The organism is Bacteroides sp. D2, from assembly GCF_025147085.1.
Taxonomy (GTDB): domain Bacteria; phylum Bacteroidota; class Bacteroidia; order Bacteroidales; family Bacteroidaceae; genus Bacteroides.
The window spans coordinates 2377683-2395170 of the sequence record NZ_CP102261.1; the positions used below are offsets into that span (position 1 = coordinate 2377683).

Here is a 17488-nt window from a genome sequence, read left to right on the forward strand (position 1 = left end):
TCCGAAAATTAGTTTTTCTCTTTTTCAGAAAAGAGAGAAAGATGAATTATATTATGTATTATTCATTTTTTGAACATTTAGGATAGACGTATTGTTTGGATACCTCTAACATTAAACTGCTAAACGGATAGCGATGCGATTATGAAATCAATTAAAATAAATTTGAGAGAATCGGATATTAAATTTCATGAAGGTTCTCGCTATATTCAAATCATTCTTGACACTGAAGAACTCATTGGAGGATATAAGGTGGCTCAACTAGAATATAGCTTTTTCTCTCTATTGAAAGAACGGATTATTTATTTAAAAAAGGAGAGTAAAAAAAGTACGGCTTCCAACTATCAATGTGCTTTTAGATCTTTCAAACAATTTCGTCAGAATGAAGATGTATGTTTGAGTGAGATAACTAGTGCTATGATGAAAGAATATGAGAACTATCTGAAAAAGAAAAATATCTGTTTGAATACGATTTCTTTTTATATGAGGACACTCCGTGCCGCATATAATTATGGTGTGGATGAGATGGAATTACTTTCCGAGAATAGGAAACCTTTCAGGAAAGTATTTACAGGTGAAGAAAAGACGATAAAGCGGGCTGTGAAAGAGAATGTGATTCAAGAGTTACTATCCTTGAACTTGACTCATGAACCAATTTTAGAACTTGCACGAGATATGTTCATGTTCAGTATTTATATGCGCGGAATGCCTTTTGTTGATATTGCTCATCTGCGGAAAGACAATATGATTAATAATAATATGTCTTATCAGAGGCAGAAAACAGACCAGCGGTTATTGGTTCGTATTATGTCCTGTGCACAGGATATTATAGATAAGTATAGTATGGTTATGCGTAGCTCAGAATACTTGTTTCCTCTTCTTTATAATCCCCGGCGCGAAAAAAATACCACCTATGAAACTGCACTTAGGATACACAACAGGAGATTGAGAACTTTGTCGGAACGTTTGGGGCTCAAAACTCCCCTTAGCTCGTATGTAGCACGGCATACTTGGGCAACTTTAGCTAAATGGAGTGGAATTCCTGATGCGATTATCAGTGAGGCGATGGGGCACACCTCATGTGAAACAACTAAGATTTATTTGGATTCATTTAATGAAGATGTGGTGGATAAAGCCAATAAAACAGTTGTTTCGGTCCTTTCCGGAAGAAATAAATTGATTGTAGACGAGTAAAAACAACTTTTATTTTGAAATGAATTTATTTTTTCACTATATTTGTTCCGCCTCTTGTAAAGAGGCGGACTTTTTATATTTGTTTTTCTTATTAAACTTTCGGGGGCAAAGTTAAAGCATATTAATGGTAATCATCTTACAAAAAAATTGCAAAGTTCTTCGATTAAATTACAAAATTCAATATTCATAAGCGAATGCCATTTTTTTATGATCCTTCCTTGAAGCTCGTACAGTTTTTAAGCTCTTGTTGTCGTAGTTCGGATGGAGATTTGCCATACTGCTGTTTGCAAAATGTGGCAAGATAGGCTGTAGACGAAAAGTCGTGTTCTACGGCTATACACTCTAAAGTCTTGTTAGTTACCCGTATGTCCCTTAGCACTCTTTCTGCTTTTCTTGTAGCAATCCATTTGTGGGTGGATACTTCGAATGCTTCTTTAAAACGCCGATTGAAAGTGGCAACTGTCATGTTAGCCAATTCGGCAAATTCTTTAATGCTATTAACCTGGGGATAATTGGTGAATACAAAATCTTTGAAGTCCAGATCTTTGCCTGCTATTGGAAAGAAAAATGAAGTAAGTTCTTTCTTGCTGTAATAACCTCTGAAAAGAATAAAGAGTTCCTGTTTCTTCAAGTTATGAAAATGGGTACAACCTAAACCATCATACAAGTAGTTTTTTAATAATATGAGAAATTCATGAAGTCTTTCTCTAATTGGTAAGATAGTGAAGTCGTATGTGAAACCTTCGGGAATATCATTGGTTAAGTTTTCTAAGGAGTATTTATTACAAAATTGAATATCCTGAATAAATGCACAACTTATTATTACGCTCTTTTTAAGAGCACGTCCATAGAAACAACAGTTTTTGGGCAGTAGTACCATTTCACCTGCTTTGATGAGTCGGTTTTGAAAAGAATTACAATTCATATATAATTCTCCCTCCAGAATAAACAGAATAATAGATTTGTTAATCTCCTCACTGACTGTATTATTAGTCTCGTTTACTTCAAAAACCTTGAACACGGATAGTTCGACTGTACTATAGTGATAGCATGTTTTGTGTTCGTCTTCATAAAATATTCCCATAGTTGTTTTGATTGTTTGAGTGATAAAATTTCCCGTTATAAAAAGTCCGCCTCTTTACAAGAGGCAGACTTTCATGATAAAAATCTGAATGGATGCAAAAAGATGTTTCATGAATTTCAGATTCTAAATGATTATAGAACAGTATTATGCAAACAATACAAGTTTAATAAATAACAAATGAAACAAAGTCTTTTATTTATATTATTGGTATCGGGGCTGTTTCCCGTTTTATTTGCTCAGAATGTAGCAGTGAAAACGAACGGCCTTTATTGGTTGACGATGACACCGAATGCTGGAATAGAGTTTGCTCTAAATAAGAAAGTAACACTCGATTTGTCTGCAGCTTATAACCCTTGGACTTTTAAGGCCGACAAGAAGATGCGTTTTTGGTTTGTGCAACCGGAAGCAAAGTATTGGTTCTGCGAAAAGTTTGAAGGGCATTTTGTAGGACTGCATCTTCACGGAGCACAATACTTCGGTGGTTTTAAAGAGAAACGCTATGACGGTTATCTGCTTGGTGGTGGACTTACGTATGGCTACGACTGGATTTTGTCTCCTCATTGGAATCTTGAAGCATCTATCGGTATCGGTTATGCCCACCTCTGGTATAAAGAAAGTGATCGTATTCCTTGTCTTAAATGTTACGAAAACAAGCATAAAAATTACGTTGGTCCTACCAAAGCAACCCTTTCTCTGATTTACATCTTCTAATAGAATGAATGTTATGAAACAAAGTTTGCAATATATAAGCCTAGTTACCATCATGATGAGTGTACTGGTAGGCTGTTCTACTTCGAATAAACAAGTAGGGAAAGTAGTGACAACTACTCCGGCGCCTAACGTATTGACTCCTGATACAGCCAATCAAGTGAATTTAGATTTATTGTTCCATATACCTGCCCGTTATTTATCGGAAAGGAGTCGTCTGGTCATCACACCACAACTCGTCAGAAATGATACAGTGCAGGACGAATATACTCCGTTGGTAGTAGATGCTCCTATATATAATAAGAAAATCAATCGTAAAAAAGTATTAGACGACTATCTGGATCCGTATGAAAAGGAGGCGATGAAAGCAGATAAAGTTTCTCACTCCTTTGAACTCCCTTATAAGGAAACCGTGCAACTGCCGGTAGGAACGGAAGAGGGACGCTTTGTTGCTGTGATTTCTGCTGATGGTTGTGGACAATGTACAGGTATTGACACCATTGATATTGCTGTTATCAGCAATCCGATTACTCTGTTGCCAGATGTAAAAGAATCGCTGGAATTGTCATGGATAGAACCGGAATTTGTTGTTCGTCCGAAAATATTGCAAGGGAAAGGCATAGCTAATCTGCAATTTGTTATCGACAAATTCGACATCAATCTTTCCATGGGCAATAATCGTGTAGAGTTGGAAAAGATGGTTCGCACTCTTGCTCCAATCATGAAAGACACTCTGGCCACTGTGACTTCGCTTACTATTACAGGTATGGCTTCTGCCGACGGTCCACTTGCTTACAACACAACATTGGCACGTAACCGTGCCACAGCTGCCAAACAATGGCTGGCAGGGGAACTGGAGAATGGTGCTGGTATACAGCGTCTGATAACTGTCAGTTCGCGTCCTGAGGGATGGGAACCCGTACTTGCTGCGATGATTGCCGATGGTAATCCCGATTCTGTGGCTGTAAAAGAGATACTCAATAAGTATAATACAGGCAATGATGATGTGCAGGAGCGCTATATTCGTCGTCTTCCATGTTGGAATAGAATCAAAAGCAGCTATTTGCAGAAAGAACGTAAAGTAGAATATGTATATACTTATGTTATGAAAAGTTTTACTGGCGATGATGAACTTCTGGATATGTATCGGAAGCGGCCTGATGCTTTTAATGAAGAGGAATTTTTGCGGGTGGCTACTCTTATGAAATCACACAATGAGAAAGTAGAAGTATATCAGACGATTTTGAAATACTTCCCGCAATCTCAAATCGCTGCCAATAATTTAGCGGTATTGTATTTGCGAGAAGGAAGGACGGAAAAAGCACAGGAAATATTATCAGGGTTATCCCAGTATTCACCGGAGGTGTTTAACTCTCTTGCTGCCAGCTATGTATATGCAAACAATTATGAGAAAGCTATAGAACTACTACAGGATGTGGATCTTCCCGAAGCACGTTATAATCTGGGATTGATTAAAGCGAAGAAACGTTATCTGAATGAGGCCTATGAATTGCTCCGCCCATTTGCAGATTTGAATAGTGCTATTGTAGCTTTGAGTATCAACAAAAATGTGGAAGCAAAATCCATTCTTTCAATTTTGAAAGATACTCGTCCGGTGGCTGAGTATGCTCGTTCGCTTACAGCTGTTCGTTTGTATGAAGATGCTGTTTTCTATGAACATATTGCCAATGCTTGCAATGACATGAAATTGCGTGAACGTGCTGTGAGCGAACCGGACTTCCACCGTTTTCATGCGGATGAATCGTTCCGGACATTGATAAAGTAAACCAAAGATGAAATAAAGAAAATGAAAAAGATAACATACATCCTATTATTGGCTACGTCTTTCAGCTTAGGTTCGTGCATACGGGATAAGGTGGAACCTTGTCCTCCCTTGCAGGTAAATATCGTTGTAAAGGACAAGAACTATTTCAATGTAGATAAAGTGCAATGGGAGGAACGAAAGAATGAGAACCTCGCTTTTGGGGAGTATGTACCAACGCTTTATTATACTCTGCGAGATGCTATTACGGGTAAGGTAGTGGAGGAACAGGGAGTATTTGATGTCGTAGGAAACGGAACAACCTTTCCTGTTACTTTTTGTGACTGCATTCCTCATGGAAAGTATGTGCTGACCGTATGGGGAGGGTTGAAAGATAATACTCCATTAGGAGATAATTCTCTAACGGCTGTGTTGCATGCCGAAAACAAGGAGGGCACCGATGTATATATGACGAATGACACGCTGATATATGATGCCTGGAATTACAATTATACGGTGGATATAGAGCGTGCCAAAGGTAAGTTGATTATTGAAGTAGAGGATTTGCCGGATTACGTAAACTACTCCGATAAGACAATAGGAGGTTTATACAAGAATCTGAATTCCGATTTTAAATACTCGGAGGCAACATCTGTCTATTCTCAGAATGAATGGGAGCCGAGCTCTGATATTGTGATAAAGACTTTATTGGCTCCGTCTCAAGTGGAAAAAGGTTCGGTAGTACATCTGAATTTCTACGATTGGGCAGACCGGACAATGCCTGCGTTGACACCTAGAGATGTGGAGGTGACAATAAAACGGAATGAATTGACAGTATTGAAATATGTATATGTGGATGGGAAAAAAGATTTCTTTATTTACATACTGGTAAACGATGAATGGGAGATGCTTCATAATATGAACATTGACTAGATTAATAATTATTCAACTTTAAAAAATTACAGAAATGAAAAAGAGTTATTTGATGGTAGCGGTAACAGCAAGCATGCTTGCATTTACTGCGTGTAGCAATGATGAAGAAGCTACAAAAATGAATGAAGACAGTACGACGCAAACTTTGATTGTACAGGTCGCAAGTGCTGGCGATGGATTGACTACACGTGCCGGACGTCCGTTGTACAGCTCGGCAGCTGCACAGGATATTGACAATGTGAAAGTGGTTGTTTATGCCGCAGGCGGTAAGATTGCTTATGAAAAGAATCTGGACGATTGGAAAACGATTAGTAAAGCGTACACTACTAATGGGCATGGTCTGCAATATACTTTGACATTGAAGGGTGCTGACAAACTGGTTGCAGGTACTTACACAGTTTTGGCTGTAGGATATGCAAATAGTAGTGATTATACTTATAGTCCACTTCTGACTAGTTTGGCGAAAGACGCGTCGTATACTGCTCCTATTACAGCAACAATTGGTACTGGCAAAGAGGTGGAAGAAGTATTTGCCGGTGAAGCTGCTTTGACAGTTCCAGCAGATAATGACCAAGCTTTCAATGCTCCGGTAACTCTTCACCGTCAGGTAGCGGGTGGTTTCGGTTATTTTAAGAATATCCCCGCAGCAGTAGACGGAAATACAGCAAAAACTTTACGCTTGGTGGCAAGTGCTAAAAATACAGCAGTAGAATTTAAAAATTTCAATGGTACCTTTACCGAAGCACCTAATGGCGTTCAGTATATTGTGAATGGTACAACTCCTGCTGCTGAAGAAGCTGGTGTTTCATTTTCAGATGCAACAACTAAGGGCTATGTTGTATATTCTATTGATTTGAGTACCTGGTTCCCTAATGGTGATACTGATAATAATGGCATCTTGAACAATAGTGATAATGACTGGGTGAATCCTACTGCAGGTCTTAATGTAGTGAAAGGTTCGGTATTTGCTGGAAAATTCATTATTCCGTTTGGATATGTAGATGGAAAGAATACAATGGAACTTCAATTATTGGCAGGTGATGGTAGTATTATCAAGCATTGGACAGTGAAAGTTCCGGCTGTGGCTCCTGATGTGACTGCTCCCCAAGTTAAAGATCAGTCTGTAAATGTTTATAATGTTGTTCGTAACCACATGTATAATATCGGTGTGAAAGTTGCAAATCCTACAGACCCTACAGAACCGGAAGAAAAACCTGATGTTGAAGTACCGGAAGATCTTTCAAAAGGTCAGGATCTTATTCTGAAAGTAAATGATAACTGGGAACTTATTCACCAGATGGAATTGGAATAATCATCTCCAAGAGACGTACCCCTTGCGTCTCTTTTCCCCACTCCGAAGTTTCCCAAAGCGTTTCGTTTTGGGAAACTCTCCGGAGTTTTGAAAATCCCTTAAAGATTTTTACTATTTAATTTTGATATAAAAGATATATAGAGATGAGAACGATACATTACTTGCTAACCTTTATTATTCTTCTGTCTGTTTTTTCTTGCCAGGATGAAGATATCCTGCCGGTGCAGAATAATGAAATACCGCCTTTCACAAATTCTACGACTCGTGCTATTGGCATAACCTCAGGACTCACACAAGATGCAAACGGCTATTGGGTGGCAAGTCGTCGCATTCCTTTGGTAGGCAAAGGGCGTATCGTTGATAATATTTCAGATGCTTTGGTCAGTGTACTCGGTTGGAAAGAGAATGTTGCCAATATGGTGGATATTGACATTGCTAACTCCACTTCGTTTGCAGGAGTAGCTAATGTGGATGCTGTTGCCAATCAGATTGCTTCTGTTCGTGATATGACCCGCACTTATGCAGGCGGACAGCCGGCCGGATTTGTTTATAAGGTAGATAATACCGGACTACTGACATTAAATGTATTGAAGGGTTTCTGGATTGAGACCCGCTTGAAAGGAGTGCTTCAAGAAACAAAAGGAGGTAATACTTCAGCTACCACACTTGAATTGAATTTGCTGAGCGCAGCAAATGACAATGGGAAACAGGCATTGTCCATTTCGACTTCATTTAGTAAGCCGTTTGACGAAATCAGAATAGGTATGAGGGGAATTTCAGCGGAAGTTCTTAAAGCATTGAGCCTGTATTATGCTTTTGTGGGCGATAATCCCATGCAGCCCTGTACCACTGATAATACGACCTATTTCCCCAATGGTGTGGAAATACATAAAAACGGATTGTTTGACTTGGGCTGGACTAGCCTGTTAAACCCCGATAAAATTATTAATGCCGACCTGACAGACGGAGCAGGTTTCGGCACAGTGGCCGGATTACTATCTGATCCTCACGTAACCGTTAATTTTAAGAAAGAAATACCGGCGGGTACCGAAGTGGGCTATTGCTTCACGGATGCAACCATATTGGACTTGAGTCTACTCACCGGCACGGTGCTCGAAACCTATGATGCTGATAACAATAAAGTGGATGCAGTTGAGATAACCTCTCTTCTGGGGTTATCCGCCATAGGAGGAGGACAAAAGTAGGTGAGTCTGATAACGTCGGCTCCCTGTACACAAGTCAGAATTAAATTCACAGGAGCAAATATCAATCTGGGAGCAACAGTGGTCAATTACGCTTTTGTGCGTGAGCCGGTAGAGGTGGATGCTTCCAGCTTTCTGTCTTTGAGTAACACTACTATCACAGGCAATACTTATCAGTTCCCGTCCTCCAAACTAGGCACCATGAGTTGTACTTTGCTGGATTTCCCGGCTGGAGCTACCCCGACCATAATAGAAAATAACAGAATCACCGGAATGACGGTGGATGGAGATTATACGGTACTGGTGACCTATACGGCAGAAGATGGTAACACCTATACCCAGACAGTGGTCATTACCCGTAAGACTCAGGGAATGACAGGTGAGGGCTGTAATACCTTAATTACCGCAACCGGAGATAAAGTGAAAGTTTCCAATCCTTCGGGAGGAGGAAGTCTGATAAGCATAAGTGACATAGACGGAGTCGAAAATATAGTAGATGAAAATCCGGATAATTATGCTACTTATACGAAAGGAATCACAGTCGCCGGTAATATCGGAATTTTGGGAATAGAGACTACAGATGGGAGTTTGCTTAATACGTCGGGACGGAAGATACGTATCGGATTCACTATACAACCGATGTCTTCACTTCTGGGAGTCGATGCACTGACTTACTTCCGTATCCGTTTGAAACGGAACGGAGAGTACATCGACAGCGGTGTCACAGATGAAAACAATGCTGTTTCTGCCGGACTGATCGGCAACGATGGGAGCAGAATGCGCTTGAGCATAACGACTGATAAAGAGTTTGATGCAATCGAATTGTGGAAATCGGGATTGCTCAATCTGACTCTGAGTACGTTTAGAATTTACAATGCTTTCTGGGAACCCGCTTCATCTACCTGCTACAGTGGTAGCGTGGGCGATGCCTGCCTTGAATTGCTGACTGCTGCCAATCATGGTGCAGAGATTAATTATGATGCCACAGGCAGCGGAAGTCTGATTTCTGTAGGTTCCTCTTTCAACAATCTGGGAAATTTGCTGGATGATGACAGGGAATCTGCGGCCGAGATAACGAATACCACTGTTGCGGGTGGAGTCACTGTAGCTGTGAAATTTAATCCCATCAAGACAAAGGCACAAGTGGGCTTTATGCTGAAAGGAGTGACCGGGTTGGCCGATGTCGATCTGCTCAAAGCCATAGAACTTTTCGTATATAGTGCGGGTGTAAAAGATGATAATGCGAAGACATCTTTCGGAACTTTAGGAGCGGAAGTGATAGGTTCGGGCGATTATACGTATGTAGCCACTATTCCTGAAGTCAGTGAATTTGATGAAGTGCGCATCAAGTTTCTCGGCGTAGCGCAGGCTTTGGAGAATGTTTTGCTATCTGGTGTCTTTATACGTCCCGATACTGATGGTGACGGTATTCCGGATTGTGCCGAGGAGAACACGGATGATAATAAGAATCCGATAGCTTCTGCCTATGCCCTTGCCGAACATGTGTGTGCAGGCGATGCAGTTGAGATTTATGTGAATGGGGAAAATCTACCTCAAGGGAACTATCAACTGACATTTACCGATGTAACTTCCACCAATAACATCGGAGAGAAAACAATAGCACTGACGAATGGAACGCTGATGGTTGATAACCTGCCGGCAGGTGACTATTATATTAATATCAAGAGCCTGACCAATACAAATGCTTACTACAATGGTATTCATGTCACAGTGCATCCTCTGGCCACTACTTGGAAACCCGGCACTTCGTCTACCTCCTGGAATGTGTGGAGTAACTGGACAAACGGAATTCCGTGGGATTGTACCAATGTCATCATTCCATCCGATAGCAGAAACTATCCGGTGTTGAAAAGCAAAGAACAGAATTATTGTCATTACATTCATTTTGAGCCGGGAGCTGAGGTGATTAATACTCATTATCTGCATTATGAAAAGGCATGGGTGGAGTTATCTCTTACTCCGGGACGTTACTATATGCTTTCCGCAGTGTTGAACAATACAATGACCGGAGATATGTTTATCCCGGCTTCTATGGATGGAACGCAGAACAATGCAGTGTTCAGTGACCTTGATGCAACCTCCTCCCCGGCAAACCGTTTCAATCCCCGTATTTTCCAGCGTCTGTGGAGTAACAATGCAACTGGTAAGAAACTAACCGGAGACGTTACTGTGACTCCCGATGAAACCAACTGGACTCCACCTTTCAATGCGGTGAACCAGCGATATGCTTTAGGCAACGGTTTCTCGTTGATGGTGGATAAAGGAACGGTCACAAAAGATAAGTGTACATTCCGTTTTCCCAAGGAGCATACTACCTATTATTATTACAATGCAGCAGGTGCTTCTACAGGGATCAGTGAAAGCATCAGTCGACCGGGATTTTCAGGACGTTTCATTTATGAAACACTTTCGGGAACAGTTCCGTCATTTCCGCTTACTGTATCTATCACGAATCAGAAAGAGGGAACCACTTTCCTGGTGGGAAATCCTTTCATGGCACATATCGGCATCGAAGAGTTTTTTGCCGCCAATCCGCAGATAACCTCCATTAAGGTATTCGACGGCAATACGAATAATTCGCTCATCAAAGCCGATGGTGAACTTCTGACGAACGGTACTGATTATTCGCATATTGCTCCTATGCAGTCGTTCTTTGCTACGGTAACCACTCCCGCTACATCGTTGAACGTGATTTTCAACGAAGCGATGCAGAACCAGCCCGGTAGCGGTGGGCTGTTGCGCAGCACTCGCTCCGGCAGTAGCCGCAGCACACGGTCTGCTTCTGCTGTTCGTTCCGAATTGCGTGTCACGGCTACGGTTGGGCAGGTGTCGGCAAGCACCCTGTTGATTATGAATCCCCGGGCATCCGTTTCATATAGAGCAGGTGAAGATGCCGAGCTGCTGCTGGACAATGAAGTACCGTCCGCAGTTACCGTATTCAGTGAAGCGGATGATAAGGCGCTTGATATACAACAGTTGAATGCGAGTGCCTCACACATACCTTTAGGATTCAGCTTGGGCAAGGCTGCCCGTGTAACTCTTACTGTATCCCATCAGGTGGGGGATGCCTGGAGCCGATGGACACTGGTAGACACGCAGAATGGGCGTCGCTATCCATTGACGGAGTACGTTGTCGAAGTAGATGCGGGTATTATAGGTACGCATGTGGGACGTTTCTATCTGGAGAAAAAATAATGAATCTGTCTAATAGATATCAAGAGAATGAATAAGTTGATAAACAGAATTGTCCGATACTGTTCCTGCGCACTGGCATTGCTGGTGGCGGGGTGTAGCCAGAGTGAAGATACGGATACAACCGGCATGGAAGACTACGGTGGAGTGACACTCTCTTTCTATGCCAGTAGCGGACTGGCTATTTCCACGCGCACCGAACTTGGCGGTTCGGAAGATGTGCAGCATGTGCAGGATGTACAGCTTTATATCTTCGATAAGTCTGGAGTGTGTGTAGCATCCGAAGATGTGAAATGGAAAGAATATTTCGAAAGTCTTGGCGGATTGCCTGCCAATACGGCCGATATGACGTATAAAGTGAAGTACAAGGGGTTTGCCGTAGGCGATGCCTATACTTTTCTGGCAGTGGGACGTGACGTGGAATCAAGCCCTACCTACGGATTCCCGGATGCCATAACAGTGGGAAATGATCTGGCTAACGTGAAAGCAACTTTGAAAGCAGCGGACTGGAAAGAGATGCACCAATCTGAATTATTTTCAGGAAAGACCATACTGACTTATAATGAACCCGGTATGAAAGGCCAAATAGATTTGTACCGCCGGGTGGCAGGGGTGATGGGTTGGTTTATCAATTTGCCTCCTACGGTCAACGGCATTACACTGACATCTATCCGCATCACTCTTTATAAAAAGCAGAATAAGAGTGTCCCTCTTCTTCCGCTTGCTGTGAAGCCGGTATTTAAGGATTACATAGATGACGAAGTGGCATTGGACGGCGGAGAAGTACTGGTGGAAATACCGGTAACAGCGGCGGATATAACCTCGGATATGGTATTTTCCAAAGGTTCGTATGTACTTCCCGTGCCGGCGCCTCCTGCGATAAGTGATGACGACTATACATTGAGAGTGGAACTGGTGGGAGGCGGTAATGTGCTTCGCTACAAACGAGTGAAGTTGGGAGACGGAGATGTACTCGACCCCTCTACTGGCAGTGGAACAGGGATCATTGATACCCAGGGGCCATATCGCTTTCCGATTATAGCCAATCAGTTTTATGGAGTCGGAACAGTTGCCAACCCCATCGACATGGGAGGAAAGGAGCCGGATATTGTGACTACTCTGGACCCTAAATGGGAAAACGTAGAGGATACTCTTCCTTTGGAATAAGATTAAAAGTATGATAGTGTGAGAAAGAATTTATTATATCTGTTGCTATTGTTGGTACCGTTTGTTTTCTCCTATAGGTGAGTACGAAGGTGGGTATCTGCCATAATCCGATAAAATAAATGTGCATGAAACAAATTATATTCCTATTCCCGTTTTAAATGGCAATAACCTGTCTTATTCTCTAGCCTGGGATATAGAATCAAGAACAAATTAGAATAATAAGAGTTGCGACTCCTTTCCTATGAAATGAATGCCCCGTGCTTCACAGCACAGGGCATTAGCATACAAACAAACAAAAATAAAACATGGAGTGGCATTAGGGGTGACAGTCCTGACAACTAAAGTGGGAACCCCGGAACTCTTTCCGGAGAGTTAGTTATTGGTATACCGTCCCACACCATGTAGTTTGTGTGTATCCTTGATTTATATACAAGAATTCGTTTTGTGGCACATAGCAGCTCAAGCCGCTATGTGTGTGTATGGTAAAGCCGTATGCCAGTCCGGGCAGAAAACTGGGAGTGGCAGCCGAGTAAGTAACAATGTTCTTCCATAACTCATTAACGTACGTTTTTAATGCCGGATTGGCTGTTAGCAATGTTTCTTTAAGATCGAAAAAGAGATGCCATTCGTTACGGTTGAAACATTGTAAAGAACTGATTGTCGCAGTGTCCGGTTTCCAACGGAGAAAAGCCGCGCGGGCAAGCAGAGCAAGTTCTTCTAAATATTCAGTCCGCACTACGCTGATAGTAGCCGAACGATAATCTCCTGTTTTACTGTTCCATGCATCAAAGTAAGATTGCGCAAATCTCTCCAATTCGGGAGTTGGCTGGTAAAGATAGGACAAAGCAGACGGATATACCTCTGTCATTCCCGGACTGACAATCTCCGTAGGAGAAGCAATAATCGCTTCTGTCTTGTCTTTCAATTCATAAGCAACTTCTACACTTCCCATGTAGCAACCTTCAAAAAGAATGAAATCCCATTTCCTATGATTAGGTAAGGGAAGGGCAGAAGCAAAATCTGCCAGTTCCATTTCATCCTCCCCGTCGATGCAAACACTGCGTGTGCTGCGACTGGGATTTTCCAAACCAGCTGCCGGCAACCATCCACTCCCGTGCGAAAACAGGATAAGACCGTAGCTTGAGGCGGAATAGTTGTTCAATATATCATTCAGCACCTGCTTCATTACATTTGATGAGGCAGAATTTTGTGCCGTATAAGTTTTCAGTAATTGGCGTGGATTTGCAGTGTGGGCACTGATTTCCATCAATTGTGGTGATGCATTTTTGCGATCACAGTAGATAAAAAGTCGGTTTTGCGAACAGTCAGTTGCCAGGAAACCGATTGTGATTGCTGCTATTTTCTGTTCTATTTCTGGAGACAGGCTGTTGTCTCCGGCAAGATAAGCGATGAGAATACGCTGCGTTTCCTTTTCTTGCTGAGGAATAATAGGGTGAAGATAACCCTCGTTGTCACATGAAGCAAACAACAGATGGCAGCAGCAAAAGAGAAACAACCGGTAACGGATAAATAATAATATGTGCAACAGATAATTCACCTAATATAAAGGAATAAAGAATTTGTTTGTAGCTTCCATTTAGAATTGGAGAATGTAGCCGGGCAAGGCTATGATAAGACAATGCCCGGCTAAGGTTGTTGAGATAAAAAAGGGAGTGTTTATTTTACTGAAATATTGCTCCAGTTACTACCTTCCAGACCAGAATAGAAATCTTTAATATCCTGTGTGTCATATACTAACTTACAGTCGGCACCTGATGTAGCAAACAGAGGACCAAATGCGCTGTCAGCCTTTTCAACAGTCAGAGTCTTTCCGGCATTCATGATTAACATGTAATCAGCCACTCCGTTAGTGTCAGCATCTACATAAGGTAATGAACCGCCTTTGATAGTAGTGTCTACACTCGATTTGAAGTTGTGGTTGAATACACCACCGTTAATCACCGCTTCTGCATCATTTTCCGAACCGATCACAGCAACCTCATTGTTGTATGTTCCGCCATTGAATGTAGCAGTTTCTTCCACGTTGATAGATACAGAATTGTATGTAGTTCCTGTAAATGTCACATTTTTAGCAGTGATAGAAGTTGGCCAGCTGTTTGAAACAACTTTCTCGATAGTAACGTCTGCAGTGCTGGTTACTATAAACTTCTGGATGCTTGGCAAATCTAAAGTAATGTTGTTAGTCAGACCTTCCAAAACAATATCCTGTCCGTCTTGAGTCAATGTCAACTTGATGTCGTTGGTAACGTTACCTTCAAGATCAGAGAAATCAGCCGGATTAGGAATGTCAGTACCGCTCATATTGATAACAGGTTTAGTGTTGTCAGCAGTAGAAGACAGGTTCTTCATGGCAACAAGATCATCAATTACTAAATCGAAGTTATCCTTGTTGATACCTGTGATGTCGATAGAGATTGCTTTACCGTCATTTCCGCGTACTACTACGATGTGTGCACCGTTTTCGTCACCTTCAGGAATGAAGTGATCGTCTGTACTCTGTTTCTTGTCATCGTCGTCGATAACTACATTTTCGGTACCACCGGTGAATTCGTCAACGATAGTAACTGTGCAGCTATATGCTTTGTACAGATTCATCTTGATAATCGTATGAGCATTCGTTCTTACAGGAACGTTGCTTGCATTACGGATTGCTACCAGTTTGAATCCATCGGCTTCAGCATTGATTTCAGTCAGTGCGGCAGCGTCAGCAGTGAAGCTGGGAGTACCATCTACGTTGTAACCCTTGAAACTCAAAGAGTAAGTAGCGTCTTTACCTGCTTTTTCAGGAATAACGTAGTTCAGGTCGAAGATCGGATAGAACTTGTCACCGTCCTGATACCATTTTACACCGTTTACGTGATCGGAAGTGCTGGTAGCAGAAGCTACATCAAACGGACGGTGGAAATAACTTTGAGTAGTCGGAGTTGCCGAAACCGGAGATTGTGTCAGCGCATTGTAACCGGTGGACAGGTTAGTCACTTCCATACCTAAGTATTCGAGAAGATTGTCGCTGCCGAGGTTGTTCAATGCATCTGCCCATTCCGTCTTGTTGTCGTAGTCGGTCAGGATCAAGCTGATCTTGGCAAACTTACGAGTAGCTGTGATAGGAATAGCAGTGCTGATACTTTGGTCTTCTGCTCCGTCTGTAATGTTATAAGTACCGTCTGCGTTTACGGTGAACTTGATAAGTCCCGTGTAAGCATCGCGTGCTTCAGGAGTTTCAACGATAGGCATCAAACCGTCAGTGAACTGTAATTCAGAAACGCTAGCCAGATTTTCAGTCTTCCAGTAATAGTCGTTACGGCTTTCCGTGCTTGAAGAAGTAACTGATTTCGGAACGAAGTCTACCCATACAACAGCTGTATAGCTATTGCCTGCCGGCAGGCGGAACTGCGGAAGTTCGATGTCGTTGCCGCTAGGTGCTTCAGTCAATACAGTTCTTACCTGAGTATATGGAGAAGTACCTCCATTAGCGAACACCTGCAAAGTGGCACGTGCATTCACTTCCTCAATCATTTCAGTGTCGGAATCTTTCCAGTTCGACCATCCGCCTTTTGAGAAATCCGTACCTGCATAAGTACTGATCGCATTCCCCATGTTAATTTTGAACGCTACCGGAGTTTCCTCACCTGTAACAACCTGCTGATTGTCTACAAATGCATCGTCACCGCAAGCAGTCATCATAGCTGTTGCAGCTATTAACGACCAGAATAAACTTTTTTTCATGCTTAAAAAAAATTGGTTAATAATAAAAATGTATCACTTTTAGTTATAATAGAGAGAATATTTACGGGATATACTCTTTGAATGTCAACGGGTATATAGTCTCGTCATCTTCTATCGCTGCTGTTGCTCCTTTGATGCGCAACATATAATTCGGATTAGGCAACTCGATTGAAATAGAAGAATAGTCGGTTGCCGTGCTTCCGTAACGTTTGAATGTCACCGGAGTACCTACTGTTGTCTCTGCTTCGATGTGGAATGATAAAGGAATCGCGTCCGGCATGGGTACAGGCACTAGTAAATAGTCGTGCAAAGCAAAGGTTTTGTTGAAAGACGAAACCTCTTTGGAATATAGAGCAGAAGAAACAGTTCTCGCTCCCGATGCTTCTCCGGTCCACGCGTTGAATTGGGTGTATAATACATTTCCGGTTTCATATACGATCCGGATATTTCTCAATGCATCCGTCCATACACTGCCGTCTTCGGTTGTCAGTTTCACCCAGGGGAGAGACAGCTTTACAAACGGACGTCTTAATTTGATCGAAGTCAGTTTTTCTTCATCCCCTTCTTTGACAGCACCGCTTGCTTCGATGGTGAAAGTTTCGGATTGTCCTGCATAAGCATCTTCTATATCCGCTTCGTTGGCGGCGGTTTCCGCATGAACGGTGCCGATTGTTTCGATGAGGCGGATATCGCTTAACCCTTTTGAGGTATTGTAGATCAGGTCGGTTTCTGTTCCTGCTGCGATATAGTCTGCCCAACAGATCGCCTTGTAGGTATCATTGGGAGGCAGATGTACGTCCGGGAAAGTAATGGCTCCCGTCAGTCCGCTGTTATCGTCTATAAATAGCTGGGCTTGTGCCACGCGCAGGTCTGTTGTTTTCGAATAAACTTCCAGTTTGCAGCGCAGCCGATAGCCCGCAGGTACTTGCTTGTCACCGCCGGCACGGGTGATTGTTCCGTTGTCTGCGGCTGTTTCCGGTTCGTTGGCGGCCTTCGTGTCGACTGTTGCCTGTATGGAAATGCTGGTTTTCGGCCATTCGGCCGGTTCCGTGCTCAGAGGCGATTCGTTGGTGCACGCCGCTGTGAGGAACGACAGCCCGAAACATAATGTCCGGAAATACTTCTGATGATTCATAAGCCTATGTTTTTTCATCTTATTCTATCCTTAA

General features: G+C 42.4%; 12 protein-coding genes. 8 read left to right on the forward strand and 4 right to left on the reverse strand.

Annotation, left to right across the window (positions count from 1 at the left end; genetic code table 11):
• Positions 1–141 precede the first annotated feature (141 nt).
• Positions 142–1191 (forward strand): tyrosine-type recombinase/integrase, encoded by a 1050-nt coding sequence (locus NQ505_RS08225; RefSeq protein ID WP_008997843.1) that lies wholly within the window; start codon positions 142–144, stop codon positions 1189–1191.
• Positions 1192–1396: 205 nt separating this feature from the next.
• On the opposite strand, the gene NQ505_RS08230 is transcribed toward NQ505_RS08225, so the two are convergent.
• A complete protein-coding gene (locus NQ505_RS08230) occupies positions 1397–2275 on the reverse strand; it encodes a helix-turn-helix domain-containing protein (RefSeq protein WP_008997844.1) in 879 nt (292 codons plus the stop codon).
• A 177-nt stretch (positions 2276–2452) separates the two neighbouring features.
• Here NQ505_RS08230 and NQ505_RS08235 point away from each other — a divergent pair, with 177 nt between their 5' ends.
• From NQ505_RS08235 to NQ505_RS08265, 7 genes are all read left to right on the forward strand, one after another.
• Positions 2453–2986, forward strand: coding sequence for a DUF3575 domain-containing protein (locus NQ505_RS08235; protein WP_008997845.1), 534 nt, complete (start codon positions 2453–2455; stop codon positions 2984–2986).
• A gap of 13 nt (positions 2987–2999) precedes the next feature.
• On the forward strand, positions 3000–4769 hold the full coding sequence (locus NQ505_RS08240) for a hypothetical protein (protein ID WP_232292971.1): 1770 nt from the start codon (positions 3000–3002) through the stop codon (positions 4767–4769).
• Between the two features lie 21 nt (positions 4770–4790).
• On the forward strand, positions 4791–5678 hold the full coding sequence (locus NQ505_RS08245; protein WP_008997847.1) for a hypothetical protein: 888 nt from the start codon (positions 4791–4793) through the stop codon (positions 5676–5678).
• A 34-nt stretch (positions 5679–5712) separates the two neighbouring features.
• A complete protein-coding gene (locus NQ505_RS08250) occupies positions 5713–6990 on the forward strand; it encodes a hypothetical protein (RefSeq protein WP_008997848.1) in 1278 nt (425 codons plus the stop codon).
• A gap of 143 nt (positions 6991–7133) precedes the next feature.
• Positions 7134–8195 carry a hypothetical protein gene (locus tag NQ505_RS08255; protein WP_032853199.1) on the forward strand — a complete coding sequence of 354 codons (1062 nt, stop codon included), beginning with the start codon at positions 7134–7136 and terminating at the stop codon, positions 8193–8195.
• Complete coding sequence (locus NQ505_RS08260) at positions 8196–11408, forward strand: hypothetical protein (RefSeq protein WP_032853200.1); 3213 nt, start codon at positions 8196–8198, stop codon at positions 11406–11408.
• A 27-nt stretch (positions 11409–11435) separates the two neighbouring features.
• Entirely contained in the window at positions 11436–12572 is a 1137-nt protein-coding gene (locus NQ505_RS08265) for a FimB/Mfa2 family fimbrial subunit (RefSeq protein ID WP_008997849.1), read from the forward strand.
• Positions 12573–12948: 376 nt separating this feature from the next.
• Here NQ505_RS08265 and NQ505_RS08270 read toward each other — a convergent pair whose 3' ends face one another.
• The 3 genes from NQ505_RS08270 to NQ505_RS08280 form a co-directional block, all read right to left on the reverse strand.
• Entirely contained in the window at positions 12949–14118 is a 1170-nt protein-coding gene (locus NQ505_RS08270) for a clostripain-related cysteine peptidase (protein ID WP_232292972.1), read from the reverse strand.
• A gap of 131 nt (positions 14119–14249) precedes the next feature.
• Positions 14250–16319, reverse strand: coding sequence for a hypothetical protein (locus NQ505_RS08275; protein ID WP_032853201.1), 2070 nt, complete (start codon positions 16317–16319; stop codon positions 14250–14252).
• 61 nt (positions 16320–16380) lie between these two features.
• Entirely contained in the window at positions 16381–17454 is a 1074-nt protein-coding gene (locus tag NQ505_RS08280) for a DUF6562 domain-containing protein (protein ID WP_008997852.1), read from the reverse strand.
• Between the last annotated feature and the right edge of the window lie 34 nt (positions 17455–17488).

Bases quoted from the DNA above. Each gene is read 5' to 3' on its own strand.
- NQ505_RS08225 (WP_008997843.1), top strand. From the start codon at position 142: ATGAAATCAATTAAAATAAATTTGAGAGAATCGGATATTAAATTTCAT.
- NQ505_RS08230 (WP_008997844.1), bottom strand. From the start codon at position 2,275: ATGGGAATATTTTATGAAGACGAACACAAAACATGCTATCACTATAGT.
- NQ505_RS08235 (WP_008997845.1), top strand. From the start codon at position 2,453: ATGAAACAAAGTCTTTTATTTATATTATTGGTATCGGGGCTGTTTCCC.
- NQ505_RS08240 (WP_232292971.1), top strand. From the start codon at position 3,000: ATGAAACAAAGTTTGCAATATATAAGCCTAGTTACCATCATGATGAGT.
- NQ505_RS08245 (WP_008997847.1), top strand. From the start codon at position 4,791: ATGAAAAAGATAACATACATCCTATTATTGGCTACGTCTTTCAGCTTA.
- NQ505_RS08250 (WP_008997848.1), top strand. From the start codon at position 5,713: ATGAAAAAGAGTTATTTGATGGTAGCGGTAACAGCAAGCATGCTTGCA.
- NQ505_RS08255 (WP_032853199.1), top strand. From the start codon at position 7,134: ATGAGAACGATACATTACTTGCTAACCTTTATTATTCTTCTGTCTGTT.
- NQ505_RS08265 (WP_008997849.1), top strand. From the start codon at position 11,436: ATGAATAAGTTGATAAACAGAATTGTCCGATACTGTTCCTGCGCACTG.
- NQ505_RS08275 (WP_032853201.1), bottom strand. From the start codon at position 16,319: ATGAAAAAAAGTTTATTCTGGTCGTTAATAGCTGCAACAGCTATGATG.
- NQ505_RS08280 (WP_008997852.1), bottom strand. From the start codon at position 17,454: ATGAATCATCAGAAGTATTTCCGGACATTATGTTTCGGGCTGTCGTTC.